The organism is Isoptericola sp. Y581 (assembly GCF_059445475.1).
On sequence record NZ_JCAIUK010000008.1, the window covers coordinates 139,852 to 165,809 of the forward strand.

Annotated in this window: 27 protein-coding genes; 13 read left to right on the top strand and 14 right to left on the bottom strand. The window is 73.4% G+C overall.

The window, feature by feature from the left end; all coding sequences use genetic code 11:
- Positions 1 to 3 precede the first annotated feature (3 nt).
- Genes AC1C2W_RS16185 through AC1C2W_RS16210 form a run of 6 tightly spaced genes read right to left on the bottom strand, consistent with a single transcriptional unit; the run spans position 4 to position 7,587 of the window.
- Positions 4 to 1,284: a DUF3500 domain-containing protein gene (locus AC1C2W_RS16185; RefSeq protein ID WP_495413684.1), complete on the bottom strand. Its 1,281-nt coding sequence runs from the start codon at positions 1,282 to 1,284 to the stop codon at positions 4 to 6.
- Entirely contained in the window at positions 1,281 to 2,150 is an 870-nt protein-coding gene (locus AC1C2W_RS16190) for an ATP-binding cassette domain-containing protein (RefSeq protein WP_495413685.1), read from the bottom strand. Before AC1C2W_RS16190 ends, AC1C2W_RS16185 begins: the two co-directional genes overlap by 4 nt.
- Positions 2,147 to 4,003 (bottom strand): dipeptide/oligopeptide/nickel ABC transporter permease/ATP-binding protein, encoded by a 1,857-nt coding sequence (locus AC1C2W_RS16195; protein ID WP_495413686.1) that lies wholly within the window; start codon positions 4,001 to 4,003, stop codon positions 2,147 to 2,149. The genes AC1C2W_RS16190 and AC1C2W_RS16195 overlap by 4 nt, the downstream gene beginning before the upstream one ends.
- Positions 4,000 to 4,944 carry an ABC transporter permease gene (locus AC1C2W_RS16200; protein WP_495390551.1) on the bottom strand — a complete coding sequence of 315 codons (945 nt, stop codon included), beginning with the start codon at positions 4,942 to 4,944 and terminating at the stop codon, positions 4,000 to 4,002. The genes AC1C2W_RS16195 and AC1C2W_RS16200 overlap by 4 nt, the downstream gene beginning before the upstream one ends.
- Positions 4,944 to 6,491 carry an ABC transporter substrate-binding protein gene (locus AC1C2W_RS16205; RefSeq protein ID WP_495413687.1) on the bottom strand — a complete coding sequence of 516 codons (1,548 nt, stop codon included), beginning with the start codon at positions 6,489 to 6,491 and terminating at the stop codon, positions 4,944 to 4,946. The genes AC1C2W_RS16200 and AC1C2W_RS16205 overlap by 1 nt, the downstream gene beginning before the upstream one ends.
- Before the next feature lie 49 nt (positions 6,492 to 6,540).
- The gene (locus AC1C2W_RS16210; protein ID WP_495413688.1) at positions 6,541 to 7,587 is read right to left on the bottom strand and encodes an amidohydrolase family protein; all 1,047 of its coding nucleotides are present in this window, start codon (positions 7,585 to 7,587) and stop codon (positions 6,541 to 6,543) included.
- A 381-nt stretch (positions 7,588 to 7,968) separates the two neighbouring features.
- Here AC1C2W_RS16210 and AC1C2W_RS16215 point away from each other — a divergent pair, with 381 nt between their 5' ends.
- From AC1C2W_RS16215 to AC1C2W_RS16235, 5 genes are read left to right on the top strand one after another with little or no spacing between them, the layout of a single operon-like run.
- Complete coding sequence (locus AC1C2W_RS16215; RefSeq protein ID WP_495413689.1) at positions 7,969 to 8,724, top strand: dienelactone hydrolase family protein; 756 nt, start codon at positions 7,969 to 7,971, stop codon at positions 8,722 to 8,724.
- Positions 8,725 to 8,782: 58 nt separating this feature from the next.
- Complete coding sequence (locus AC1C2W_RS16220) at positions 8,783 to 10,066, top strand: FAD-dependent monooxygenase (RefSeq protein ID WP_495390555.1); 1,284 nt, start codon at positions 8,783 to 8,785, stop codon at positions 10,064 to 10,066.
- 26 nt (positions 10,067 to 10,092) lie between these two features.
- The gene (locus AC1C2W_RS16225) at positions 10,093 to 10,575 is read left to right on the top strand and encodes a YybH family protein (protein WP_495413690.1); all 483 of its coding nucleotides are present in this window, start codon (positions 10,093 to 10,095) and stop codon (positions 10,573 to 10,575) included.
- On the top strand, positions 10,572 to 11,447 hold the full coding sequence (locus AC1C2W_RS16230) for a fumarylacetoacetate hydrolase family protein (RefSeq protein ID WP_495390557.1): 876 nt from the start codon (positions 10,572 to 10,574) through the stop codon (positions 11,445 to 11,447). The genes AC1C2W_RS16225 and AC1C2W_RS16230 overlap by 4 nt, the downstream gene beginning before the upstream one ends.
- 27 nt (positions 11,448 to 11,474) lie before the next feature.
- Complete coding sequence (locus AC1C2W_RS16235) at positions 11,475 to 11,858, top strand: RidA family protein (protein WP_495413691.1); 384 nt, start codon at positions 11,475 to 11,477, stop codon at positions 11,856 to 11,858.
- 78 nt (positions 11,859 to 11,936) lie between these two features.
- Here AC1C2W_RS16235 and AC1C2W_RS16240 read toward each other — a convergent pair whose 3' ends face one another.
- The 5 genes from AC1C2W_RS16240 to AC1C2W_RS16260 all read right to left on the bottom strand — a co-directional run bounded on the left by AC1C2W_RS16240 (position 11,937) and on the right by AC1C2W_RS16260 (position 17,874).
- Complete coding sequence (locus AC1C2W_RS16240; protein ID WP_495390559.1) at positions 11,937 to 12,671, bottom strand: VIT1/CCC1 transporter family protein; 735 nt, start codon at positions 12,669 to 12,671, stop codon at positions 11,937 to 11,939.
- 62 nt (positions 12,672 to 12,733) lie between these two features.
- Positions 12,734 to 15,496 (bottom strand): multicopper oxidase domain-containing protein, encoded by a 2,763-nt coding sequence (locus tag AC1C2W_RS16245; protein WP_495413692.1) that lies wholly within the window; start codon positions 15,494 to 15,496, stop codon positions 12,734 to 12,736.
- A gap of 82 nt (positions 15,497 to 15,578) precedes the next feature.
- Positions 15,579 to 16,496 carry a cation diffusion facilitator family transporter gene (locus tag AC1C2W_RS16250; protein ID WP_495390561.1) on the bottom strand — a complete coding sequence of 306 codons (918 nt, stop codon included), beginning with the start codon at positions 16,494 to 16,496 and terminating at the stop codon, positions 15,579 to 15,581.
- Positions 16,493 to 16,861, bottom strand: a complete 369-nt coding sequence (locus AC1C2W_RS16255) for an ArsR/SmtB family transcription factor (RefSeq protein WP_495390562.1) — start codon at positions 16,859 to 16,861, stop codon at positions 16,493 to 16,495. The genes AC1C2W_RS16250 and AC1C2W_RS16255 overlap by 4 nt, the downstream gene beginning before the upstream one ends.
- Before the next feature lie 68 nt (positions 16,862 to 16,929).
- A complete protein-coding gene (locus AC1C2W_RS16260; protein WP_495390563.1) occupies positions 16,930 to 17,874 on the bottom strand; it encodes an oxidoreductase in 945 nt (314 codons plus the stop codon).
- A 96-nt stretch (positions 17,875 to 17,970) separates the two neighbouring features.
- Here AC1C2W_RS16260 and AC1C2W_RS16265 point away from each other — a divergent pair, with 96 nt between their 5' ends.
- Entirely contained in the window at positions 17,971 to 18,627 is a 657-nt protein-coding gene (locus AC1C2W_RS16265) for a DNA-binding response regulator (protein ID WP_495413693.1), read from the top strand.
- Between the two features lie 7 nt (positions 18,628 to 18,634).
- Here AC1C2W_RS16265 and AC1C2W_RS16270 read toward each other — a convergent pair whose 3' ends face one another.
- Positions 18,635 to 19,084 (bottom strand): GNAT family N-acetyltransferase, encoded by a 450-nt coding sequence (locus AC1C2W_RS16270; RefSeq protein WP_495413694.1) that lies wholly within the window; start codon positions 19,082 to 19,084, stop codon positions 18,635 to 18,637.
- A 114-nt stretch (positions 19,085 to 19,198) separates the two neighbouring features.
- Between AC1C2W_RS16270 and AC1C2W_RS16275 the strand changes: the two genes are divergently transcribed.
- Positions 19,199 to 19,609, top strand: a complete 411-nt coding sequence (locus tag AC1C2W_RS16275; protein WP_495413695.1) for a hypothetical protein — start codon at positions 19,199 to 19,201, stop codon at positions 19,607 to 19,609.
- A gap of 19 nt (positions 19,610 to 19,628) precedes the next feature.
- Here AC1C2W_RS16275 and AC1C2W_RS16280 read toward each other — a convergent pair whose 3' ends face one another.
- Positions 19,629 to 20,285, bottom strand: a complete 657-nt coding sequence (locus AC1C2W_RS16280) for a response regulator (RefSeq protein ID WP_495390567.1) — start codon at positions 20,283 to 20,285, stop codon at positions 19,629 to 19,631.
- Positions 20,286 to 20,401: 116 nt separating this feature from the next.
- Positions 20,402 to 21,583 (bottom strand): sensor histidine kinase, encoded by a 1,182-nt coding sequence (locus AC1C2W_RS16285; RefSeq protein ID WP_495413696.1) that lies wholly within the window; start codon positions 21,581 to 21,583, stop codon positions 20,402 to 20,404.
- A 119-nt stretch (positions 21,584 to 21,702) separates the two neighbouring features.
- On the opposite strand from AC1C2W_RS16285, the gene AC1C2W_RS16290 reads away from it, so the two are divergent.
- From AC1C2W_RS16290 to AC1C2W_RS16315, 6 genes are all read left to right on the top strand, one after another.
- A complete protein-coding gene (locus tag AC1C2W_RS16290) occupies positions 21,703 to 22,131 on the top strand; it encodes a hypothetical protein (RefSeq protein WP_495390569.1) in 429 nt (142 codons plus the stop codon).
- Positions 22,128 to 23,750: a multicopper oxidase family protein gene (locus AC1C2W_RS16295; protein ID WP_495413697.1), complete on the top strand. Its 1,623-nt coding sequence runs from the start codon at positions 22,128 to 22,130 to the stop codon at positions 23,748 to 23,750. The genes AC1C2W_RS16290 and AC1C2W_RS16295 overlap by 4 nt, the downstream gene beginning before the upstream one ends.
- A gap of 96 nt (positions 23,751 to 23,846) precedes the next feature.
- Positions 23,847 to 24,419, top strand: a complete 573-nt coding sequence (locus AC1C2W_RS16300; RefSeq protein ID WP_495413698.1) for a GNAT family N-acetyltransferase — start codon at positions 23,847 to 23,849, stop codon at positions 24,417 to 24,419.
- 75 nt (positions 24,420 to 24,494) lie between these two features.
- Entirely contained in the window at positions 24,495 to 24,941 is a 447-nt protein-coding gene (locus tag AC1C2W_RS16305) for a helix-turn-helix transcriptional regulator (RefSeq protein WP_495390572.1), read from the top strand.
- Positions 24,942 to 24,946: 5 nt separating this feature from the next.
- A complete protein-coding gene (locus tag AC1C2W_RS16310; RefSeq protein WP_495413699.1) occupies positions 24,947 to 25,357 on the top strand; it encodes a VOC family protein in 411 nt (136 codons plus the stop codon).
- 5 nt (positions 25,358 to 25,362) lie between these two features.
- On the top strand, positions 25,363 to 25,830 hold the full coding sequence (locus AC1C2W_RS16315; RefSeq protein ID WP_495390574.1) for a nitroreductase family deazaflavin-dependent oxidoreductase: 468 nt from the start codon (positions 25,363 to 25,365) through the stop codon (positions 25,828 to 25,830).
- The last annotated feature ends 128 nt before the right edge of the window (positions 25,831 to 25,958 follow it).

Consider the following 25,958-nt stretch of genomic DNA (forward strand, 5'->3'; position numbering starts at 1 on the left):
GCGTCAGTCGGCGAGCTGGGCCACGTACGCGCGGCCGTAGTCGTTGCCGTTCGGCAGGCGCAGCGTGGTGTGCACGTGGAACCGGGCGGGTAGCTGGTTGCCCAGCCACACGCCCGCGTGGTGGTCCAGCTCGGCGAGGACCACGGGGCTGTGGATGCGCAGGTAGAACGGCTGCGTCCCGTCGGTGGCGCCGTACCAGGAGACGTGCGTCTCGTCGCGGTACGCGTCCACGTCGTCCAGCGTGAGCTCTCGCTGCGGCGCGGCGAGCAGCAGGTGGAAGTCCTCGACGACGGCGCGCACCACGCCCCACTGCTCGTCGGTGAGCTCGGACGCTCGGATGCCCTCGTACGGCACCACGCGGTTGTCGCGGAAGGCGCCGGCGACGTGCCGCTCGTCCGCCGGGTGCAGCCGACCCTCGGGCATCGCCGGGTCCAGCACGGACTCGTAGACCACGGCCTCGGCGCGCTGGGCGGGGGTCCACGACGACGCGAGCTCGAGCGCCAGCTTCTGCCGCGCGGCGAACAGGGGCGGCCGGGCGCCGTCGGACTCCGCGGGCTCGGCGCCGAGGAACACCGGAGCGACGACGTGCCGCCCGGCCACGGAGACGAAGTGGACGGCCACGTGGTGGCCGAAGAGCTGCCACCCCCAGGCGCCGTCGGGCGAGGGCTCGCCGAAGAGCGAGACCCAGTAGCTGCTCTCGTTCATCAGGCCGGGCAGGTCGGTGAGGTCGCCGAGGAACGCGTTGAGCTCCATGGCCTCGCGCACGCGCTCGTAGCCCGCGGGGCTCAGCGATGCCTCGATCATGGCGAGCACGGCGTCGACCGCCTCGGCACCCAGCTCCTCCAGGCGGAGCCCGACCTCGTGGATGACGAACTCCGGGTTGCTCCACGCCCGCCACTCGGGCGCACCGAGCTCGTGGGCGAACGTGACGCGCTGGTCGTCGTCGAGCAGGCCCAGCAGGCGCTCGGCCGCGCGGGCCGGCTCGGGGTCGGCGGGCGTCACGGGCCGCAGGCGGTGCACGTCGCGCACGGCGCCGTCGGTGGTGATGCCGACGAACGGCTCGTCGTACAGCGCCCGCCACGACGCCAGCAGCTCCTGCACGAAGCCGGGCTCCCGCTTGCGTGCCGAGAACTCCGCGTAGCCGAGGCCGCGCCACTTCGCCAGCACGGAGTCGTCGAGGTTGTAGAGGTGGTCGCGGTAGGTGTCCTCGGCGAACGTCACCTCCGCGTCGCGGCCCGTCACGCGGGCCGTGGAGAAGAAGTCGTCGAGGTGCTCGTCGGTCATGCTGCTGCCTCCTGGGCGGTTGCGGCGCGGCGCGCGGCGCGCTCGGCCCGGCGCTGCTCGCGGCCGTCCGGGTGCGAGGCGGGACTGGCCGCGAGCAGCGCCTTCGTGTACTCGTGCTGCGGCGCGTCGAGCACGCGCCGGGTCTCGCCCTGCTCCACGAGCTCCCCGCGGCGCAGCACGCCGACGCGGTGGGAGACGTGCCGCACGACGCCGAGGTCGTGCGTGATGAACAGGTAGCTGACGCCGTTCGAGGCCTGCAGCTCCATGAGCAGGGAGATGATCTGGGCCTGCGTGGACAGGTCGAGCGCGCTCACGGCCTCGTCGCACACCACGAGCCGCGGCTCGAGCACCAGCGCCCGCGCGATGGCGACGCGCTGCAGCTGGCCGCCCGACAGCTCCGACGGGTAGCGCGACAGGTGCGCCGCGGTGAGGCCCACCTGCTCGAACGCCTCGACGGCGCGCCGTCGTCGCTCCTCGCGGGTTCCGAGGCCGTGTCGGGCGAGCGTCTCGGTCACGGCGCGGCCCACGTGGTGGCGCGGGTTCAGCGAGTCGCCCGGGTCCTGGTACACCGCCTGCACGTCGCGCCGGTACGACAGGGGCGTGCGCCGGCCCAGCGCGGCGACGTCCTGGCCGTCGACGAGGACCGCGCCGCCGCTGACGTCGGCGAGGCGCAGGATCGCCCGCCCGGTGGTGCTCTTGCCCGAGCCGGACTCGCCCACCAGGCCGTACGTCTCGCCCGGTGCGATGGTGAAGCTGATGCCCTTGACCACCGTGAGGGTGCGCCGGCGCCACCCCGCGGCGCCCGCGACGTCGTAGTCCACGCGCAGGTCGCGGACGTCGAGCAGGGGCTGCTGGGAGTCGTTCACGCGATCACTTCCACGTCGTGGTCCGCCGTCGGGTGCGCGGCGAGCAGCGCCGCCGTGTACGGGTGGTTGGGGCGGTCGAAGAGGGACACGACGTCGTCCACCTCGATCAGCTCGCCGCGGTAGAGCACGGCCACGCGGTCGCACGTCTCGGCCGCGACGCCCAGGTCGTGCGTGATGTTGACGATCGCCATGCCGAGCCGCTCCCGCAGGTCGAGCACGAGGTCGAGCACCTGGCTCTGCGTGGTGACGTCGAGGGCGGACGTCGCCTCGTCGAGGAGGAGCAGGTCCGGCTCGCCCGCCAGGGCGATGGCGATCGCCACGCGCTGCGCCATCCCGCCCGAGAACTGGTACGGGTACTGGCCCAGGCGGCGGCGCGCCTCGTCGACGCCTACGAGGTCGAGCAGCTCGGCGGCCCGCGCCCGCGCCTGCGCCTTCGTCAGCGGGTGGTGCGCCCGCAGCACGTCGACGAGCTGGCGGCCGACCGTGTGCACGGGGGAGAGGTTGGCCTGCGGGTTCTGCAGCACGACGCCGATGCCCGTGCCGCGCACCGTGCGCAGCTCACGCTCGGAGCACCCGGTGAGCTCCGTGCCGTTCAGGCGGATCGACCCCGCGGCGAGGCGCACCCCCGGCGGCAGCAGCCCCAGGATCGCCTTCGCCAGCATCGACTTGCCGGAGCCGGACTCCCCGAGGAGGCCGAGGATCTCGCCGCGCGCCACGCGCAGCGACACGTCGTGCACCAGCGTCACGGTGGTGCCGTCCGGGCGGTCGGCGACGATGGTCGCGCCGCGCACGTCGAGGACCGCGGTGTCGCTGGTTGAGGTTGTCGGCCCGCTGGTTGAGCTTGTCGAAACCCGGGCCTCGACGGGCTTGGTTTCGACAGGCTCAACCGGCGAATCGTCGGTCGAGCCTGTCGAGACCACCGGCGGCAGGACCCGGCCGAGGACGGCGGTGCGGCGCAGCGACTTGCGGCGGCCGGAGAGCGCGTCGTTGATGCCGTCGCCCAGCAGGTTGAACGCGAGCACGGTGAGGACGATCGCGACGCCCGGGGCCACGGCCATGAAGGCGTGGTCGGCCTGGTGCTCGGCGGCGACGCCGAGCATGCCGCCCCACGACGGCTGGTCGTCGCCGAGCCCGAGGCCGAGGAACGACAGCGCCGCCTCGACCTTGATCGCCGACCCGAGGAAGACGGCGCCCTGCACGGCCAGCGGCCCGGCCAGGTTGGGCAGCACCTGGCCGAAGACGATCTGACGTTGGCGTAACCCCGAGACCTGCGCCGACTCGACGTACAGCTTCTTGCGCTCGGTGAGCGTGATGGCACGGGTCATGCGGGCGAAGTTCATGCAGAACACGAGGCCGATCGCGAGGATCAGCACCGCCATCCCGCGCCCGAGGATCGCGATGACCACGAACCCGACCATGAGGCCCGGCAGCGCGTCCGCGATGTCGAGGCCGCGCGAGCCGACCCGGTCGTACCAGCCGCCCTTGAAGCCGAGCACCAGCCCGATCGGGACGCCGATGAGCATCGCGAGCAGCACCGAGCCGCCCGCCACCAGCAGCGCCGTCCGGGCGCCGTAGATCACCTGGCTGAGCAGGTCCTGCCCTAGGTCGTCCGTGCCGAGCAGGTGCGCCGCCGTCGGGCCGGACAGGGGGGCGTCGAAGTCGGTCGCCTCCGGCGCGTAGGGGGCGAGCAGCGGCGCGGCGAGCGCGACGACCACGAGGACGGCCAGCACGACGACCGCGAAGAGCGTCGAGGGCTGGCCGCGCAGGCGACGCCACGCCTGCCCGGCGCTGCGTGCCTGCGTGCCGGGGGGCGGCTGGTCTGCGGGCGGGCCGACGGTGACGGCGTTGCTCACTGGGGCCTCGCTTGAGGATTGATCAGGCCGTAGCTGATGTCGAGGACGAGGTTGACGACGATCACCAGGACGGCGGTGATGAGCACGACACCCTGCACGACAGGGAAGTCCTGCCCGATGACGCTGGTGAGCATGAGGCTGCCGAGCCCGGGCAGGGCGAACACCTTCTCGACGACGAAGCTGACGCCGATGAGGATGGCGAACGTGACGCCCGTCGAGGCGAGCACCGGCACGAGGGCGTTCTTCACTCCGTAGCGGGTGATCTGCAGGCGGCGGGAGATGCCCGCCGCGGTGAGCGTGTCCGCGTAGGGCGCGGCCATCGAGGTGACGACGGCAGCACGCGTCTGGCGGGCGATGATCGCCCCGCCCGTCACGCCCAGGGCGAGCGACGGGAGCACGATGCCCTGCAGCCAGGCGAGCGGGTCGGCCGTGAGCGGCGTCCAGGCGACGATCGGGATCCAGCCGAGCTGCACGGCGAAGACCGTGGTCAGCAGCAGGCCGAGCCAGAACTCGGGGATGGCGAGGCCGAGCACCGTACCGCCGGTGACCAGGCGGTCGGCCAGGGTGCCGGGGCGGGTGCCGGTGAAGACGCCGGCCCCCACCCCGAGCACCAGCGCGACGACCATGCCGCCCAGCACCACCGACAGGGTTGCGGGGAGGCGCTGGGCCAGGAGGTCGGTCACGGGCATGCCCGCGCGGAACGAGCTGCCCAGGTCGCCGGAGAACAGCGCGCCGAACCACTCGACGAACCGTTCGACCGGCGGCCGGTCGAGGCCCAGCTGAGCCTCGACCTGCGCGATCGCCTCAGGTGTGGCCGACGTGCCGAGCATCGCGGCGGCGGGGCTGCCGGGCACCAGGTACGTCAGGGAGAACACCAGGATCGAGATGATCACCAGCTGCGGGACGGCGAACAGCAGCCGGTAGGCGACGAGCTTCCCCATCAGTTGGCTGGGCGCAGGGCGCGGAAGTTCACGAGGTTCGTCTCCCACGGCTGGGTGGGCGCCTCGACGCCGGTCACGGTGGTGGTGTTCCAGGCGAGCAGCTCCTCGCCGGCCACGTGGGCGCAGGTGAGGGCCTCCTCGGAGATGATCTTCGTGACCTCGGCCCACAGGGCGCCGGCCTCGTCGCCGGTGCCGGCCGCGATCGCCGCGTCCGCGGCGGCCTTGAGCTCGTCGCTCTCGACGCCCGACGGGTTGCCCGGCGCGTCGGCGGCGAACCACGCCTGGTACCAGTCGAACGGCGTCAGCTCGTCGTTGCCGCCGAGGCCCAGCGGGTACTTGCCGCTGTTCCACTCCGAGAAGTACTGCGGCGGCGGCGCGCTCTGCACGCTGACCTTCATGCCGATCTCGCCCATCTGCTCGGCGTAGATCTTCATCTGGTTCTCGTTGAACACGGTGGCGAGCATCTCGGCGTCGACCGGCGGGTTGCCGGCGGAGTCGTAGAGCTTCTGCGCCTCGGCGGCGTCGTGCGTGTACCCGGCGATGTCGGGGTTGTAGCCCTGCTCGCCCTCGGCGAAGTGCTGGGTGCGCACCGTCCAGTCCGGCTCCAGCTCGGCCAGCACCTCGGTGTCGATGGCGGTGCAGGCAGCCTGTCGCACGGCGACGTCCTCGAACATCCCACCGGGCCCCCGGTCGAAGAACATCGGGTTGTTCCGGATGGCCGGGTACGACAGCCGGTCGACGCCGGGGGTGCCGTCGATGGTGCTGAACTGGCTCGTCTCCGTGTCGGTGAGGTCGATCTCACCGTTGGCCAGCGCCGCCGTGGCGGAGTTGTCCTCGGGGATCGCCACGATCTGCACCGTCTCGAAGCCCACCGGGTCGCCCCAGTAGTCCTCCGCGGGGCCGAAGACCAGGCGCGTGCCCGGCACCGACGCGGCCTCGTCGTACGCCCACGGCCCCGTCCCGACCGGGACCTGCGCGATGGTGCCCGCCTCGATCGCCTTCGGGCTCGCCATCGGCGCGGCGCGAGTCGTGAGGGTCGTGAGCAGCGACGGGGTCGGCTCGACGAGGTTGAGCTTCACGGTGTGCTCGTCCACGACGTCGATCGACTCGATCACCTGGAACGGCCCCGCGTACGGGCCGGGGGTGCCTTGCACGGTCTCGAGGCTCACCTTGACGGCGTCGGCGTCGAACGGCGTGCCGTCGTGGAACGTGACCCCCTCGCGCAGCGTGAGCGTCAGGGCGGCGTCGGTCTGCTCCCACTTCGTCGCGAGGACGGGCTCGATCTCCCCGTCGTCACCGAGCGCGACCAGGTTCTCGTACGGCACGCGCAGGAAGCCGGCCTCCATCTCGGCACCCGGCGCCCAGCTCTCCGGGAACCCGCCCCAGTTGACCCGCAGGACGGAGCCCGCGACCGTGCCGCTGCCGGCGCTCGCGGTGGCGCCGTCCCCGTCCGCCTCGCCGGTCGAGGCCGTGCAGGCGCTGAGGGCGAGCGTGAGGATCGTCGCGGAGGCCAGGCTCCGCACGAGGAACGATGTCGTCTTCGACATGATGGGGGCGCCTCCTTGCGCCGGCATGCACGGTGAGGGGAAAGCGGGCCTAGATCGGGAGGTCGAACAGGCGGACGGCGTTGCCCGAGAGCATGAGTTCGCGGTCCCCGTCGCTGACCTCCAGCTCGTTCTTGACGAACTCGACTCCCTGGCTCATCCAGCCGTAGAACACGGGGAACGAGGAGCCGAACAGCAGGTGGTCCGCGCCGTTGATCTTGACCGCGGCCTCCACCTGGTCCTTGCCCCACGAGTGGGGGTGGGTCATGTCGAAGAAGAGGTTGTTGTCCAGGTAGCGCTGGATCTTGTCGCCGCCGGTCGGGTCGAGCCGGGTGAGCGACTCCTTCTTGTTCGACGCGTGCGGCGTGAGCAGCGCCTGGTTGGCGAACCAGTTGCCGCCGAACATGGTGTGGACGAACCGCAGGCCGGGCATGCGGTCGAACATTCCGCTGAACAGCTCGCGCCCGACGGCGGTGGCCTGGTCGACGATGCGGCCGTACTCGCGCCGCAGGTTCGTGTAGTCGACCACCGAGCGCCACTCGACGGGCAGCGGCGTGTGGTGCGCGATGACCGGGATGTCGAGCTTCTCGATCTCCCGGAAGTACGGCTCGAAGACCGGGTCGTCCAGGTAGAGCTGGCCGTAGTGGCACGAGACCTGGACTCCGACGGCGCCGAGGTCGATGCAGCGCTTGAGCTCGTCGATGTTCTCCTTGCCGCCCCACGGCGGCACGCAGGCGGTGAAGAACAGGCGCCCGTTCGACCGCTTGACGATGTCGGCCGCGTTGTCGTTGACCGCCTTGCAGGTCTCGAGGTCCAGCCATTCCTGCCACACCGGCACGCGCATGATGCCGTAGTCGACGCCGGCGTCGTCCATGGCCGCGAGCTTCGCCTCGGCCGAGTAGTCGCCCTCGACGTAGTTGAGGTTCTGGTGGCCGGCCGGCTTCTCGAGGATGAGGTGCTTCTTGCCGCTCTCCATGGTCTCGACGCGGGCGATCTCGCCGAACCCGCGCGGGGCGCTGTTCAGGAAGCCGCCCAGGATCTTCGGGTTCGTGAAGAGATCCTCGGGCAGGTGGTGGATGTTGATGTCGACGACGGTCATGTCGTGGGCTGCTCCCTCGCGGTCGTTCCTGAGCACCTCGGTGTGCTTCGCCAACGACCGGGCCGATTGGCCGGATCGTGTCCGAAATCATATGCAGATCGGGGAGGGCTGATCAACCCTGCTCGGCGGTCGTGGTCTCACGACCCCGTCTCCCCGGTCGTCTCCTCTGGCCTTGTGTGGCCCCAGAACAGCACTGATCGCGACCCGGGTCAAGATCCTCATGCAGCTCCACACTTGAAATCGTGTACGAAGTGTCCCTACGATCGGCGCACGCTTCACCGTCGAGCGAGGGTTCACGCCCCGGCGACGTCGCCGGGGATTTCACCCGCGCCGTCCCGGTCCGCGACCTCCTCGACCCCCACAGCACACGGAAGGCGGCTCATGGGAGACCTGGTCTCGCGCGACGTCGAGTACACCCACGACGGCACCCGGATGGTCGGGCACCTGTGCGCGCCCGACCGGGCCACGCCGGGCCCCGCCGTCCTGCTCGTCCACGACGCCTTCGGGCTGGGCGACGACATGCTGACGATCGCCCGGCGCCTCGCCCGGCTCGGCCTGGCCGTCTTCGCCGCGGACGTGTGGGGCGACCGCACCCGGCCGACGGCCGAGCCCGAGATCGGGCCGCTCATCGGCGGCATGGTGGCCGACCGGCCCCGGTGGGTCGCGCGCGTCGCCGCTGCCCACGAGGCCGCGGTCGCGCAGCCCGAGGTGGACGGCGACGCGCTGGCCGCGCTCGGCTACTGCTTTGGTGGGTCCTCCGTGCTCGAGCACCTGCGCACGGGCGGTGACCTGCGGGGAGCCGTCGCCGTCCACGCCGGCCTCGACCTGCTCGACCCCGCCGCCGGCTGGAGCGCGTGCGACCCGACGTCGCGCGTGCTGCTGTGCACCGGCGCGGACGACCCGATGGCGACCGCCGACCAGCGCGCCACGCTCCAGGGATCGCTGACCGGAGCCGGCGTCGACTGGGAGCTCGACCTCTACGGCGGCACCGTGCACGCGTTCACGAGCCTACGGGCGCGGTTCTCTCCGAACCCGTCCGTCGTCGCGTACCAGCCCCGCAGCGCCGAGCGCGCGTGGGCCGCGACCACCAGGTTCCTGCGGGAGCTGTTCCCCGACCTGCGCCCGGCCGACGCCTGACGCTCCACGACCCGTCGCGACCGACGTCGACCGCGACGACCGAGAGAACGAGGACCACATGCCCGACCCCCAGCTCGACATCGCCATCATCGGCGCTGGCCCGGCGGGCCTGGCGGCCGCGCTGCGACTGCACCAGCGCGGTTTCCGCCCCCGCATCTACGAGACCGTGCCGGAGCTCCGGCCGCTCGGCGTCGGCATCGACGTCAAGGTATACGGCACCAAGGAGCTCGAGGAGCTCGACCTGCTCGAGGAGTTCCGGGCCATCTCGGTGGACGCCCGCGAGTCGATCTTCTACAACAACCACGGCCAGGAGATCTACGCCGAGCTGTGCGGCGTGCACATGGGCTACCTGCACGAGCAGCGCTTCGTGCACCGCGGCTATCTGCAGATGCTGCTGTACCGCACGGTCCTCGAGCGGTTGGGGGCGGACGCCGTCGTGCAGGGAGTGCGCACCCTCGGCTACACGCAGGACGGCGACGGCGTCACGCTCGACGTCGAGCACGCGGACGGCACCCGCGGCCAGGTGCGCGCCGACGTGGTGGTCGCGGCCGACGGCATCAACTCCGTGGTGCGCCGGCAGATGCACCCCGAGAGCGCCGATCCGCACTACTCCGGCATCACGATGTACCGCGGCACCACGCTGATGGAGCCGTACCGCGACGGCCACACGATCCTGCACATCGGCGCCCCGCAGATCGCGACGATGATCGTCTACCCGATCGCCGACGACTTCGAGGGCACGGGCAAGACGCTCGTGAACTGGGTGGTGGAGCGCGAGCGGGACCAGACGGTCGAGGACTGGAACGCCGTCGGCGACGTCGCCGAGATCGTGCCGCTCTTCGACACCGTGAAGCTGCCGTTCCTCGACGTGCAGCAGATGCTGCGCGACGCCCGCGAGGTGTACCTGTTCCCCCTGATCCGGCACGATCCGCTGGAGCGCTGGACCGACGGCCGCGTGGTGCTGGTGGGCGACGCCGCCCACGCGATGTACCCGCGCGGCGGCAACGGCGCGTGCCAGGCGATCGTCGACGGCGCGGTCCTCGCGGAGAAGCTCGCCACCATGGACGACCCGGCCGAGGCGCTCGAGGCCTTCGCGGCCGAGCGGCTGCCCAAGGTGAACGGGATGGTCATGGCCCACCGCGGCGAGGGGTACGAGGTGATCCGCCGCATGGTCGCCGACCGCACGAACTGCGAGCCGTTCGACGACATCGAGCAGGTGCTTCCGCTGGCCGAGGCCGACGAGATCTTCAGCAAGTACCACGCGATGGTCGGCCAGCCGCGCCCCGGCTACGGCGACGGCGAGACGACCGGATTCCGCACCGACCACGCGCTGACGCGCTGACCCCCGACAAACCAGGGAGGACAGGCATGACCCCCACACCCGCCCCCACGGTGCGGCCCGCGGACGACGCGACCCGCGCGGAGATCCTGGCGGTCGAGGACCGGCGCCGCGCGGCCCTGCTCGCCGTCGACCTCGACGCGCTCGACGCGATCTTCGACGACTCGCTGGTGCACGTCCACGCGCCCGGCCTCGTGCACACCAAGGCCCAGCTGCTGGAGCACGTCGCCACGCGGCAGGCGTACCTCGACATCGACCGCGGGGAGCTCACGGTGCGGGTGGTGGGCGACGTCGCCGTCGTGACCGGGCGGATCGTCAACCGCATGCGCGCGCCCGACGGCGGCGAGCGGGTGCTCGCCGGGGTCGTGACGCAGGTGCTCGCCCGCGGCGACGACGGCTGGCGGTTCGTCAGCTTCCAGATGACGCCCGACGGCGAGCAGGCGTGGGGCGCGCTGCCCTCGGAGCGTGCGGGCTCGACGACGGACTCGACGACGGAGGGAGACGAAGGATGAAGATCGCACGGTTCCGCGTGGGCGACGGCCCGGTCCGCCTGGGGCGCGTCGACGGCGACGTCGCGGCCCCGGACACCCTCACGGTCACGGACGTCTCCGACGTCCCCGGTGTTGGCACGTCGCTGCGCGCGATCCTGCCGGAGCTCGACGCGCTGCGCGGCCCGATCGCCGCCGCGACCGGGGAGATCCACGCGCTGTCCGACGTCGTCCTCGAGGCGCCCGTGGACGATCCGCAGAAGTACCTCGGCATCGGCATGAACTACGCCGCGCACGCCGAGGAGGCGCGGCAGGCGGGCATCCCCACCCCCACCAGCCAGCTCTGGTTCAACAAGCAGGTCTCGTGCATCGTCGGGCCGCACGCCGGCGTTGTGAAGCCCGACGTCTCCGACGAGCTGGACTACGAGATCGAGCTCGCCGTCGTCATCGGCCGCCGCTGCAAGCACGTGCCGGCCGCCGACGCGCGGTCCGTCATCGCGGGGTACCTGGTGGCGAACGACGTGTCCGTGCGGGACTGGCTGGTCAAGCGTTCGCCCACGTTCACGCTGGGCAAGTCGTTCGACACGCACGGCCCGCTCGGCCCCTGGCTCACCACGGACGACGAGGTCGCCGACCCGCTCGACCTGGGGATGCGGCTCACCGTGAACGGCGCGGTGCGGCAGGACTGGCGCACCGACGACATGATCTATGACGTGTACGAGCAGATCGCCTACCTCACGCAGGTCATGACGCTCGAGCCGGGGGATGTGCTCGCCACCGGCACGCCGTCCGGCATCGGCGCACCGACCAGGAACTTCCTCAAGGTCGGCGACGTCGTGCGGGCGGAGATCCAGGGCCTCGGTGCCCTCGAGAACACCGTCGTCGCGGAGGGATGAATCGTGGGTGTCAGGAGGGCCCGGCGCGTGATCGTGGAGGTCCCCGGGTTCGGGCACGCCAACCCGGTCCCGGCCGCCAGCCGGATCGGGCCGTTCCTGGCCTCCGGGGCGCTCACGGGTCGTGACCCGGGGACCCAGGAGCTGCCGGCGGGGCTCGACGCCCAGTGCGCGAACGTCTTCCGGCACGTGCGCGCCCTGATGGAGGCCGCGGGCGGTGGCACGGGCGACATCCTCAAGCTGACCGTCCGCCTCGCCGACCCCCGCGACCGGGGGGCACTCAACCGGGAGTGGACGGCGATGTTCCCCGACCCGGCGGACCGCCCGGCGCGGCAGGTGATCGCCGCGACGCTCGACGGCGGCGCGCTGATCCACGCCGACCTGCTCGCCGTCCTCGCCGTCCCCGCTGGTTGAGCTTGCGCCGTCTGAGCCCCGAGCCATGCGCCCCGGGCGCCCCATGCGCCCCGGGCGCCCGGTCGCGGGGTCGGGTGGCTAGACCACGCCGGAGGTGCCGAGCAGCGAGCCGAGTCCGAACGTGACGCCGAGCGCGAGCGCGCCGCCGATCACGACGCGAGCGACGGCCCGGGCGCGCGACGACCCGCCGATCCACGCGGCGATCGAGCCGGCGGCGCCGAGCGCGGCGAGCACGACCACGAACGTGCCGCCGATCTTCCACGGCTCGGGGAGGAACAGCACGGCGAGCATCGGCAGGACGCCGCCGGACAGGAAGGCGAGCAGCGACGCCCAGGCGGCGTGCCAGGGGCTGACGACGTCGTCCGGGTCGATGTTGAGCTCCGCGGACAGGTGGGCGCCGAGGGCGTCGTGGTGGGTGAGCTCGGTGGCGACCTGCCGCGCCGTGCCCTCGCTCAGCCCCTGTTGGCGGTAGAGGCCGACGAGCTCGTCGAACTCCTCCTCGGGCATGGTCGCCAGCTCGTGCTTCTCCTTGGCGATGAGCGCCTTCTCGCTGTCCGACTGGCTGGAGACGGACACGTACTCGCCCAGCGCCATGGAGATCGCGCCGCCCACGAGGGCTGCGAGCCCGGCAGTGAGCACCGGGGCCCGCTCCGGCGTCGCTCCGGCGACGCCCACGACGACGGCCGCGACGGAGACGATCCCGTCGTTGGCGCCGAGCACGCCGGCGCGCAGCCAGTTGAGCCGTTGGGCGAGGCCGCCGACGTGCGGCTCGTCGGGGTGGCCGGTCGGTTCCATGTCGACGGAGGAGGACATGTGCACAGCACAGCACAGCATCGCGCGGCGGGGGACACGAGCACCAGGCGGCCGGGGTGTCGTCAGGGGGCGGAGACGTCGAACACGCCGCGGGCGCCGCGCTCGGCGTCGGCCATGACGTGCGTGACGAACGGGTAGTGGCCCGCCTCGGGGAAGACGGTCTCGATGAACCCGCCCTGCGCGGGCTGCAGCGCGAGTGCCTGCGACCCGCCGTCACGGCCGTCGGCGGGGCGGTCGGAGGTTCCGAGCAGGTACGCGCCCTCCGCCCAGGTGCGGTCGAACTGCGAGCCGATGACGTGGAACGACGACGGCCGGTTCGGCCCGGCGTCCAGCACCCAGACCCGCACGCGCTCGCCGGCCGTCGCCTCGAGGGGACGCGCGGCGTACTGGTCCGCGTAGCCGTTGAACACCACCAGGTCCTCGCCGTCCGCGGCGAGCGCGTGGTCCACGTCGACGGTGCCGCCCAGCGGCCCCAGGTACAGCTCCGACTGCACCAGGAGGTAGCTGCGGTCGACGTCGGGCAGGTCGTCGGGCTCGATGACGACGGCGCCCGCCATGCCGTTCGCGATGTGCGCCGTCATCGGCATCGTCGAGCAGTGGTACATCCACACGCCCGCGCGCTCGGCGGTGAACCGGTAGACGAGGGACTCGCCGGGCGCGATGGTGCGCATGGGGTCGTCGGGAGCGAGCGACGAGGCGTGGAAGTCCACCGAGTGCCCCATGCTGCCGTGGTTGACGAGGGTGATCTCGAAGATGTCGCCCACCCGGCCGTGCAGGGTGGGGCCGGGCGCCGCACCGCCGAACGTCCACAGCGTCTGCGTGACGCCGGGGGCGACCTCGACCTCCTTCTCCACGATCTCCAGCGTCTGCCGGTGGACGGTCGGGCGTCCGTCCGCGCGCGGGGCGGGCAGGTCGGGCAGCGCGGCGTCGCGCGCGGTGAACCCCGCCGGCGGCTCGGCGCCCGGCACCACGTCGTCGGCGGCGGACGACGCGCCGTCCCCCGCGGGGTCGGTCGCGTCGCCGCCGGTCATGTCGTGCCCGGACATCCCGCCGGAGCCGTCGTCGACCGCGCTGCCTGTCGCGTCGACGTCGAACGTCATGCCCATGGCGCGGTGCCCGGCGATGGAGCACCAGCCGTCCACGGCCCCGGTCACGACGCCGACGTCGACGGTCGCGGACTCGCCGGGTGCGAGACGACCGGTGCCCTGGCCGGTCGCCAGGACGAGGTCGTGCACGTCCGCGCCGTCGGTGTTGGTCACCTCGAGCACGAGGTGCGTGCCGGCCGGCACGGAGACGGTGGCGGGCCAGAAGCGCATGTCGCGGGCCTCGACCTCGACGGTGCGCGACTCGCCCGTGGCGGCCGCGGGCGCCTCGGCGCCCGTCGTGCGGCCGGCCGCTGCGGCCAGGGCGCCGCCGACGGCGTTCTGGTCCAGGCCCGCCCCGAGCGCGACGACGGCGGTCACGGCGACGAGGCCCGTCACGGCTTGCACGGTGCGTCGTGGGCCGCGGGCCGTCCCGGCCACCGGAGCGGCGTCGGGCTGGGCGGCGTCGGGCTGGGCGGCGTCGGGAGTTCCGGCCGCGTCGCGGCGGGCGGCACGCATCGCCAGGACCATGAGCGGCAGGAACGCGGCCATGGCGGCGAGGTAGAGCGTGGAGGCGAGCACGCGCACGAGCGAGGCAACGGGCAGCGCCGTCACGACGAGCGCGCCGTGCGCGGCGATGAGGCGGAACCAGCCGCCGCGGTCCATGACGGCGTGCGCGGCCTTCGCGGCGGCAGGCCCGCGGGATACGGATACCGGGACGAGGTGCGACAGGGCGCCGAGCAGCACCGGGGCGGCGACGCCCGCGGCGAGGTACGGCGCGACGTCGTCGAGCGTCGTGGCGGCCACCGCCCACCCGCCACCGCCGGCGGCGCGGACGGTGCCGCTCAGCAGCACGACGAGCAGGGCGACGAGCCAGACCATGCCGACCCCCACGGACGCCGCGGCGAACGTGCGCGGCGGCCGCCGGCGGGCGGTGCGCGCGAGCGGCACGAGCAGCAGCAGCGCGCCCGCGAGGTAGGCGGCGAGCCCGGCCGCCGTCACCCACAGGAGGTCCGTGACGGCGCCGCCCGCGGCCGCCACCAGGCCCGCGACCAGCACGGGCAGGGCGCGGCGGGCGGCGGGCAGCGAGGCGTCGTCCATGCGGGTGCGCAGCAGCGTGGGCCACAGGGTGACGAGGGTGCCGAGGATGGTCAGGCCCATCCAGCCGAGCACGTTGAGCTGCGCGTGGGCGAGGCGCACCTGGGCGGAGGCCGCCGAGGGCAGGCCGTGCGCCAGCAGGGTGCCGAGCACGGCGCCGAGCGGCAGCATCGCGGCGGCCGCCACGTAGTAGCGCACCGTCGTCGTGAACCGGCCGCCGAGCGAGCCGCGCAGCCGCCGGTACAGCGCCGCGCCGTGCCACCCGGCCGCGCCGGCGACGGCGGCCGCGCCCGCCACGGTCACGGGCCACCAGCCGGTGAGCACCCCCACGACGACCAGCGCCGTGCCGCCGTTGAGGAGCACCAGTCGCGCCGTCTGCCGCCGCACGTCCGCCTCGGTGGCGCGCGCGTGCAGCAGCGCGAGCGTGAAGTGCTCCGACCACACGAGGATCGCCTGGCTGATCGCGCCGAGGAACAGCAGGTGCAGCATCAGCCAGCGCGGTGCCGCCAGCCACGGGTGCACGAGGGCGGCGACCACCACCAGCAGGAGCCATACCACCACCGGCAGGTCACGCCACGGCCGGAACCGCTTGGCGGGGGGCTGCGGCTGCCCGGTGGCGATGAGGGGGAGCTGGGTACGGGGCACGCCGACGCCTTTCAGGAGATGACGCTCGGAGCATAGGCGTCGCCTCCCGGGCGCCGGTATGACGGCCGACACACCGGCGGGCTCAGGCGTGGGTGGGGTGCTCGTGCTCCGGGTGGGTGTCGGGCTCCACCTGGAAGGTGGAGTGCTCCACGGACACGTCGAAGTGGGTCGCGACGCACTCCTGCAGCTCGTCGAGGATGCGCCCGGCGTGCCCGTCGGTGAAGCAGCCGGAGCCCACCACGACGTGCGCGGACAGGATGGGCAGCCCGGTGGCGATGAGGGAGGCGTGCACGTCGTGCACCTCGCGCACGTGCTCCACGCGGAGCAGGTGGGCGCGCACCTCGTCCAGGTCGAGCCCGGGCGGGGCGGACTCCAGGAGCACGGAGCCGGCGGCCCGCAGCAGGCGCACGGCCCGCGGCAGGATGAGGGCCCCGATGAGCAGGGCGGCGACGGAGTCCGCCCGCTGCCAGCCCGTGGTGGCGATGACGATCGCCGCGATGATGACGCCCACGGACCCGAGGGCGTCGTTGACCACCTCGAGGAACGCGGCCCGCAGGTTGAGGTTGGCGTCCCGCCGGCTCGCCAGCACGGCCATCGACGCGAGGTTGCCCGCCAGCCCGATCACGCCGAAGACGACCAGCTGGGTGGAGGGGATCTCCGGCGGGTCGGCGAGCCGCAGCACCGCCTCCACCAGCACGTACACGCCGACGGCGAGCAGCACCGCCGCCTGGGCCAGCGCGGCCAGCACCTCGGCGCGGCGGTACCCCCAGGTGCGCCGGGCCGACGCCGGCCGCAACGACAGGTGTGCCGCGAACAGCGCGAGCGCCAGCCCGCCCGCGTCGGTGAGCATGTGGGCGGTGTCGACCAGCAGCGCGAGGCTGCCGGTGAGGAACGCGCCCACGGCCTGCGCCACCAGGATCGCGGCCGTGATGCCGAACGCGATCGCCAGCCGCCCCCGGTGGTCGGCGGCGACGTGTGCGTGGCCGTGGTCGTGACTCATGCGGCGTCCGCAGGGGCGCGACCCGGGTGCGCGCCGGCGGCGCAGGTGCAGTCCGGTCCGCAGCAGTCGGGGTCGACGACGAGCGCGAGCCGCAGCATGTCGCCGAGGGCGTGCGCGAGGTGCGGGTCGGCCAGCCGGTACTCGGTGCGGCGACCCGACTGCTGCCCGACGACGAGCCCGCAGCCGCGCAGGCACGCGAGCTGGTTGGACATCACCTGCCGGGAGACGCCCAGCGACTCGGCCAGGTCGGACGGGTACGCGGGCGCGTCGCGCAGCGCGAGCAGGATGCGCGTGCGGGTGCCGTCCGACAGGGCGTGCCCCAGCCGCGCGAGCGCCGCCGTGTGCGTGAGGGTGACCGTCTCCATGTGCCCGACGGTACACGGCGACCTGTACTCCCGGGGGGGTGCGAAGGGGGAGGGGGGCGGCCCGCGCCTCAGCGAGCGGCCGGGGCGATCCCGTCGAGGGCGGCGAGGTCCTCGTTGGTCAGGCGGAGGGCTCCGGCGGCGACGTTCTCCTCGAGGTGCGCGACGCTCCCGGTGCCCGGGATGGCGAGCATGTGCGGCCCGCGGTGGAGGGTCCAGGCCAGGCGGATCTGCGCCGGGGTGGCGTCGTGGGCGGCGGCGGCGACCTCGACCACCGACCGGCCGGCGTCGTCGGCCGCGGCGCCGGGGACGGCGCCGGCCACGGACGCGGCGACGGAGAAGAACGGCACGAAGGCGATGCCGCGCTCGCCGCACAGGTCCACCAGCGCGTCGTCGACGCGGTTCGTCAGGCCGTACTGGTTCTGCACGCACACGATCGGGGCGATCTCCAGCGCCTCGGTCAGCTGCTCGGGCAGCACGTTGGAGATGCCGATGTTCCGCACCAGGCCGGCGTCGCGCAGCTCGGCAAGGGCGCCGACGTGCTCGGCCACCGAGCCGGGCTCGGTCGTGAGGCCGGCGCCCCAGCGCAGGTTCACGACGTCGAGCTGGTCGAGGCCGAGCTGCCGGATGTTCTCCTCGACGTGGCTGCGGAGCTGGTCGGGGCGGGCGTACGGCTCGAACGCGCCGTCGCGCGACTGGGAGGCGCCGATCTTCGTGGTGATCACCAGGTCGTCCGCGTACGGCTGGAGGGCCGCACCGATCAGCTCGTTGGCCGAGCGGGTGGGGAAGAAGTAGAAGGCCGCGGTGTCGATGTGGTTCACGCCGAGCTCGACGGCGCGGCGCAGTACGGCGATCGAGTCCTTGCGGTCGCGCGGCACGGGGTTGCCCAGCGTGCCGATCAGCCGCATCGCGCCGTAGCCGAGCCGGTTGACCGTGCGGTCGCCGAGGGTCCAGGTGCCCGCCGCGGCGGCGTCGGGCGTGGTGCTCGTGGTGGGGGTCGTGGTCTTCGTCGTCATGCAGCCAGCATCGATCGGCCCGTGCCGGGGCCCATCACGATGGCAGCTTGTTGCCGACCGTGGCAGGTGCCTGCCACGGGGAGCAGAATCGATCCCATGCAGACCGGCGAGGCAGTCACCATCGTGCGCGGCGACGAGGAGCTGCTCGCGCGCACGTCGCGCCTGTTCGCGACCGCGACCGAGATCATGTGCGCCGCGAACGACCTCGGCACCTGGACGATCACCCACATGTCGGACGAGCTCGACGCCCTGGCCCGGGCCCGGCGCGGGCAGGTGGACGTGCGGAAGGTCTACCGGCCGGGGGTGCTCCTCGACCCGGTGTCGGCGCAGGGGGTGGCACGGGTCCGCGAGGCGCACGGAGCCCAGGTCCGCATCACCACCGACGAGGTCAACGAGACCATCCTCTTCGACCGGCGGGTCGCGATCCTCGCCGGGAACGTCTCCGCCGGGCGACGCAGCTACAGCGTCATCACACAGCCCGAGACCGTGCAGGGCGTCGTCTCGCTGTTCGAGGCGGTCTGGCGCTCGGCGACGGACGTCGACGTCTACGACGCGAGCATCGCCGAGATCCGCCGGCTCGCGCCGCAGGTGCTGGACCTGCTCGGGCAGGGCGTCAAGGACGAGGCGGCGGCGCGGATGCTGGGCCTCGGCGTGCGCACCTACCGCCGCCGCGTGGCCGAGCTGATGGACGCACTCGGCGCGGAGTCGCGGTTCCAGGCCGGCGTCCGGGCGCGCGAGCTCGGCCTGGTCTGAGCCCTCGTCAGCGGGTAGGGCGCCACGAGAACAGGGTCTTGGTGTGCATGGTCGCGCCGAGACGCACGTAGAACCGGTGCGCCGCCTCGTTGTCGGTGCGGGCGCCCCACACGACGGTGAGCTGCTCGGGCGCGGCGAGGTCGGCGACGGCGAGCATCAGGTCGCGGCCGACGCCGCGGTCCCGGGCGTCGGGGCGCACCCACAGGTCGTCGAGGGCGATGACGTCCGCGGCCGACCAGAGGTGGAGACGGCGCGTGGTCGAGGCGTACCCGACGGGACGGTCGCCGTCGAAGGCGAGCAGCACCCGGACGTCCGGGTGGGCGAGGGCGGCGCGCCAGTCGGCGGCGGTCGCGTCGACGTGGTCGCCCTGGTGGGCGGCGATCTCCCGCACCAGCGTGTCGACGAGTGCGGCGTCGTCGGGGGTGGCCGGTCGGATGGCGACTGCCGCGGTGGTCATGGGCTGCCCTCAGGTCGGGGCGCGCCGCACGGGTCGGCCGTCGAGCTCCCGGGCACGCCGATTTCTCGAACACCAGCGTACGAGTTCAGGTGTGGGGGCGGCAACCCTTCACGTGTGGTCACGGCGGGGGCGACGGGAGCCTGGTCCGAGTTCGACACCGTCGCCACGGTCGCCCCCATCCTCGACGGCCTGGGCAACGCGGACGACACCTCGGGCACCCTGCCCGACGGGTCGCGGTTCAGCGGTCACAGCCTTCGCCTCTACGACCCGGCCCGTGACGTCTGGCGGATCTGGTGGGCCTCGACGAGCAACCCTGGTGAGCTGGACGCGCCCGTCGAGGGTCGGTTCGCCGACGGCGTCGGCACGTTCGTCGGGCCGTTCGAGCACGACGGGCGGACGGTCGTCGCCCGGTTCCGCTGGGTCGACCTCGACTCCGACCACCCCCGTTGGGAGCAGGACTTCTCCTTCGACGACGGCCGCAGCTGGTCGCCCGTGAACTGGGTCATGACCCACACCCGCGCCTGAGCGGACGCCGACGCACCCTTCATCCGCCGGGGCGCACCAGCCCCGTCTCGTAGGCGAGCACGACGAGGGCGGCGCGGTCGCGGGCGTCGAGCTTGGTGAGCAGCCGGCTGACGTACGTGCGGGCGGTGGCGGGGCTGAGGTACAGGTCGCGGGCGATCTCGTCGTTGGTGAGGCCGCGGCCCACGCGTTCCAGCACCTCGCGCTCGCGGTCGGTGAGGCCGGCGAGGGCGTCGTCGTCGAGGCGGCGCGGCCCGGCCGCGACGGCGCGCAGCACGGCGGCGGTGACGGCGGGGGAGAGCAGGGACCCGCCGGCGGCGACCGTGCGGATCGCGGCGCGCAGGTCGCCGGGGGAGACGTCCTTGAGCAGGTAGCCGACGGCGCCCGCGCGGATCGCCTCCGTCACGTGCTCGTCCTCGTCGAACGTGGTGAGCACCAGCACGCGGACGTCGCGCAGCGCGGGGTCGGCGGCGATCGCCCGCGTCGCCTCGATGCCGTCCAGGCCCGGCATCCGCACGTCCATCAGCACGACGTCGGGCCGCAGCTCCCGGACCCGGGCGAGTCCGGTGCGCCCGTCGGCCGCCTCGCCGACCACGCCGATGTCGCCGTCGAGCTCGGCGAGCGGGCGCAGCCCGGCGCGCACCAGCTCCTGGTCGTCGACCAGCACGATCCGGATCATCCGCCCAGTGTGCCGGTGCCCGCGCGACGGTGCGGCAGTTCCGGCACGGTGCGGCAGTTCGAACTGCTGCACCGTGCCGAAACTGCCGCACCGTCGTGTTCGGGGGGCAGCCGGGCTCAGCCGGGGTGCGCCGGGAGCTCGGCGACGACGGCGAACCCGCCACCGGGTGCGTCCCGCGCGTCGAGCGCGCCGCCCAGCAGGCCGGCCCGCTCGCGCATCCCGGCGAGACCGGCGCCGGCCGAGATCCGCGGCCCGGCGCCATGACCGTCGTCCGCCACGGACAGTCGCAGCACGCCGTCCGCGACGGCGGCCTCCACGCGCACGCGCCGCGCTCCGGCATGGCGCACCACGTTGGTCAGCGCCTCCTGCACGATCCGGTACGCGGCCGCGTCGGTCGCGTCGGACACCGCCCCCGGCCGCACCGTCACGGCGGCCTCCACGTCCAGGCCCGCCGCCCGGGCCGGCTCGAGGAGCGCGTCCACGCCGCGCAGGCCGGCGACCACCGGTCGTCGTGACGCGGCTCCCGCCGGCCCGGGCCCGCGCAGCACCTTGACGGTGGCCCGCAGCTCGTCGAGCGTGCCGGACGTCGCCTCCCGGACGTGCGCGAGCGCGCCCCGTGCGGCGTCGTCGTCCCGCCCGACCGCCTCCGCCGCGACGCCCGCGTGCAGAGCGACCACCGACAGGTTGTGGCCCACGGTGTCGTGCAGGTCACGGGCGATGCGCAGGCGCTCGTCCTGCAGCCGCTCCGCAGCGGCGTGCGCCTCCTCGGCGGCGGTGAGGTCCCGGACCAGCGCGGTGCGCTCGCGGGAGTCGCGGGCGAGGCGGACGGCAGCGCCGAGGCCCACCGCCGCGGCGGTGAGGGCGACGTTCGTGACCAGGTCGTAGGAGGTCAGGTAGGCGCTGGGGTCGGTCTCGTCCAGCCGGAAATAGGTGGCGACGGCGATCAGCACGACGCCCGTGCCGACGGCCCAGCCCATGCGGCCGCGCTCGGCGGCGGCGTAGAGCGCGGCGACGGCCGGCAGCACCATGCCGATCGGGGCGAAACCCAGCGCGTAGTAGGCGCACACGCCGAGGAACGTCGCGACGAGCATCACGCGCGGGGCCCGTCGGCGCAGCAGCACCAGTGCGCCGAAGCCCACGGCGAACAGGAACGCCGCCGGCCCGGTGCCGCCCATGCCCTCGCCGTCCGCGGCGATGACGACGGCGATCACCAGCGTCGTCGCCAGGGCCAGCACGGCGTCGGTCACCCACGGGCTCGGCGGCGCGGGCATCCCGGCGGACCGCATCGACGAGGTCATGCCGCCAGGCTAGGTGACGCCACCCCGGGGTGGGTCAGGGTCGGTGTCGCCCCGGGGCGACACCAGGAGACGCTCCCGGGCCGATGTGGCGGGCAGGGCTCCGGCGGGATCGTCGAGCCATGACCTCGAACCAGCCCCTCCCGCAGACCTCCGACCCCAGGCCGACGGCCGGCATCTCCTGGCCGCTCGTGGCCGGGCTCGCGTCGATGGCGCTGCTCTGGCCGCTCACCGGGCTCGCCGGCATCGGCGGCTCGGGCGCGCCGCGCGCGCTCGGCATCATCGCGATCACCGCCGTCGTGTGGATCGGCGTGGTCGGGTTCGGGCGCGTGCCGCGGCCCGTGCTGACCCTGACCATGACGGGCCTCGCGTTCGGCGTCGTCACCATCCTCGTGTCCACCCTCTTCGGGGGCGCGGGCATGGGCGGTGGCGCCGCGTGGACGGCGATCCCCGCACTGGCGATGGACGCCGGCTGGGGCGCGCTCGCCGGCGTGATCGCGCTCGGCATCCAGCGGGCGTGGGGCTCGGCAAGGCGGGACGACGCCCGATGACCCGGGGGACGACTCGCCGGTCGCGGCACAGGCGGGGGACGGCGGCGGCGCTCGCAGCCGTCGTCGCGCTCCTGGCCGCCGGGTGCGGCGGCATCCCCGGCTCGGTGACGTCGGTGGACGAGCCGGAGTTCACGCGCGAGCTGCCGATCCCGCCGCTCGCGGAGTCGGAGGTCGTCGACGGGGTGCGCACGTTCCACCTGACTGCCCAGGAGGGGACGACGGAGCTGCTGCCCGGCGTCCAGACCCGGACCTGGGGTTACGACGGTCCCTACCTCGGCCCCACGCTGCGGGCCGAGCGCGGCGAGAAGGTCGCCGTCGAGGTGGCCAACGACCTGGACGCCACGACCAGCGTGCACTGGCACGGCATGCACCTGCCCGCCGCGATGGACGGCGGGCCGCACCAGCCGGTCGAGCCCGGCGGGACGTGGCGCCCGGCCTGGACGATCGACCAGCCCGCCGCGACGCTCTGGTACCACCCGCACCCGCACGGCGAGACGGAGGAGCACGTGTACCGCGGCCTCGCCGGGCTGTTCCTGCTCGACGACGACGCCTCGCGCGCTGCCGAGCTGCCGCAGGAGTACGGCGTCGACGACGTCCCCGTCGTCGTGCAGGACAAGGTGCTCGACGACGACGGGCAGCTCGAGCTCAAGGACGACGGCGGCGAGCCGGGCACGCTCGGCGGCACGGTCGTGACGAACGGCGTCGCGGGCGCGTACCAGCAGGTCACGACCGAGCGGGTGCGGCTGCGGCTGGTCAACGGCTCGACGGCGCGCACCTACGCCTTGGGCTTCGAGGACCGGGACATGGACCTCGTCGCGACGGACGGCGGGCTGCTCGACGCCCAGGTACGCCTGGACCAGGTGCGGCTCGCGCCGGGGGAGCGGGCCGAGGTGGTGGTCGCGATGTCCCCGGGCGAGACCGCCCGCCTGCACTCGTTCGAGGCCGACCTCGGCGGCGTCGCCGTGCCGTTCGCGATGGGCGGCAACGACGCGTTCGACGTGCTGGAGCTGCGCGCGGCGGATGAGCTCGCGCCGTCCCCGGAGCCGTCGTGGGAGCCGTCGGAGCACGCCGACGACGACGCGCTGCACGAGGAAGAGGCCACCGTGCACCGCACGTTCGACCTCGACGAACGCACCATCAACGGCGAGCTCATGGACACCGGGCGCATCGACGAGGTCACGACCGTCGGCGACACGGAGGTGTGGGAGGTGCGCAACACCATCCCCATGCCGCACAGCTTCCACGTGCACGACGTGCAGTTCCGGGTGCTGACGATCGACAGGATGGCGCCGCCGCCCGAGCTCGCCGGCCCCAAGGACACCGTCTACCTGGAACCGAACCGCACGTACCGGCTGCTGATGCGGTTCGACGACTACACCGACCCTCGGCTGCCGTACATGTACCACTGCCACATGCTGCTGCACGAGGACGAGGGGATGATGGGCCAGCTGCTCGTCGTCGAGCCGGGCTCGGATGCGCAGCCAGGGCCGTCGGAGCACCTGACCGGGCACCTGACCGGGCACGCCGACCACGCCGATCATGCGGGCGCGACGGCGAAGGTCGTGGGGGACGGGTACGGCCCGCGGCGGTCCGTCGCGGGCCACGACCACGCTGGTTGAGCTTGCGCCGTCCTGAGCTTGTCGAAGGGTCGACACCGTGATCCGGGTTTCGACAAGGTGCTGGCACGGCGCGCGGCGCGGTGCCAGGATCGCGAGATGCCCACGCTGCTGCCCGTGACGTTCGCGCCCTTCACCGACCCCAAGCAGCCCGTGCTCGACGTGCCCGCGGCGCGCGCGATGCTGCGCCCCTGGCGCCCGGTCGACGACGCGCCCGCCGTGCGCGCGGTGTACGAGGACGAGGCGATCAGGCGGTGGCACGTGCGCACGCTCGACACGGACGACGAGGCGCGCGAGATCCTCGAGGGCTGGCGTCGCGGCTGGGAGAAGGGCACCGAATCGAGCTGGGCGGTGGCCGACGCCGCGGACGACACCGTGCTGGGCCGCATGGTCGTCAAGACGTTCGACCCGCACGGGGTCGGCGTCCTGGCCTACTGGACGGCCCCGGGCGCCCGCGGCCGCGGGGTGGCGCCGGCCGCGCTCGCGGCGGCGTCCCGCTGGGCCTTCGGCCGGGGCTTCCACCGGCTGGAGCTGGTGCACTCCACCGCCAACCCGCCGTCGTGCCGCGTGGCCGAGAAGGCCGGCTTCGCCGCCGAGGGCGTGCTGCGCGAGTCCGTGCGCCACGCCGACGGCTGGCACGACATGCACCTGCACGCGCGGTTCGCGGAGTGACGCCGACCGAACACCACCGTCGGGGCAGCCGCGGACCGCTGGGCGGGTGTCGGAGGGCCGTGGAAGCATCGCACCGTGACCAGCAGTGACGCCGACCACCTGCGCGACCTCGCGCTGCTGCGCCGCGTCCGCGACCGCATGGACCGGGAGTTCGCCCAGCCGCTCGACGTCGAGGCGCTGGCGCGCGGCGTGCACGTGTCGGCCGGCCACCTGAGCCGCCAGTTCAAGCAGGCGTTCGGCGAGTCGCCGTACAGCTACCTGATGACGCGGCGCATCGAGCGCGCGATGACCCTGCTGCGGCGGGGCGACCTCAACGTCACCGAGGTGTGCTTCGCCGTGGGGTTCTCCTCGCTGGGCACGTTCAGCACGCGCTTCACGGAGCTGGTGGGCATGTCGCCCAGCGAGTACGCCCGGCGGGCCCGGTCGGCGGGGGCGGGCGAGCTGCCGTCGTGCGTCACCAAGCAGGCCACCAGACCGATCAGGAATCGAGAAGCGCCGGCCACGGACGTGCATCTAGCGTGAAATCCATGGACATCACCATTCACACCACGTTCCTCCCGCACACCGATCCGGAGGCCTCGCTGGCCTTCTACCGCGACCTGCTCGGCTTCGACCTGGCCATGGACGTCGGCAAGGGCGAGATGCGCTGGCTCACGTTCGTCGCGCCGTCGCAGCCCGACGTCCGGCTCGTGCTGAATCCGCCCGCCGCTGACCCCGGCATCACCGAGGACGAGCAGCGCACCATCCGCGAGCTGATGGCCAAGGGCAGCTACCAGTCGATCATCCTCGCTACGAAGGACCTCGACGGCACCTTCGAGCGGCTCCAGGCCGCCGATGCCGAGGTCGTCTCCGAGCCCACCGAGCAGCCGTGGGGCGTGCGCGACTGCGCGTTCCGCGACCCCGCGGGCAACATGGTCCGCATCGACGAGGTCCGGTGATCGCCATGACCTCGACGGAGCAGGCACGACGCCCGAAGGGCACTCCCGGCGCGCTGTCGCTGTGGATGCAGCGCAAGGCGAACGCCTCGACGGCCGCCAAGATCCGGCGCAAGGGCGCGCAGATGATGGGCATGGACCTGCTGGTCCTGCACACGGTCGGGCGCCGCACCGGCGAGCCGAGGGAGAACCCCCTGGCCTGGTTCGACGACGGCGAGGGCGGCCGGCTGGTCGTCGCCTCCGGCGGCGGCAGCCGCAACCCCGGCTGGTTCGCCAACCTGACCGCGCACCCGGAGCAGGTCGCCGTGGAGCTGCACGGCGGCGGCACCGTCCCGGTGACGCCGCACGTGCTCGACGACGCGGAGCGGGCCGTGGTCTGGCCCCGCATCGCCGCCGCGGCCCCGACCATCGACAAGCACCAGCGCAAGAGCGACCGGCCGTACCCGGTCGTCCGACTCACGCCGGCCGAGGCCTGACCGCCGTGTGCATCCCGGGCCTCAGGCCCTCCATGGTTGAGCCTGTCGAGACCTCGCCGGTCGAGCCGCCGGTCGAGCCTGTCGAGACACCGCTGGTTGAGCCTGTCGAAACCAGGTGTCGACCCTTC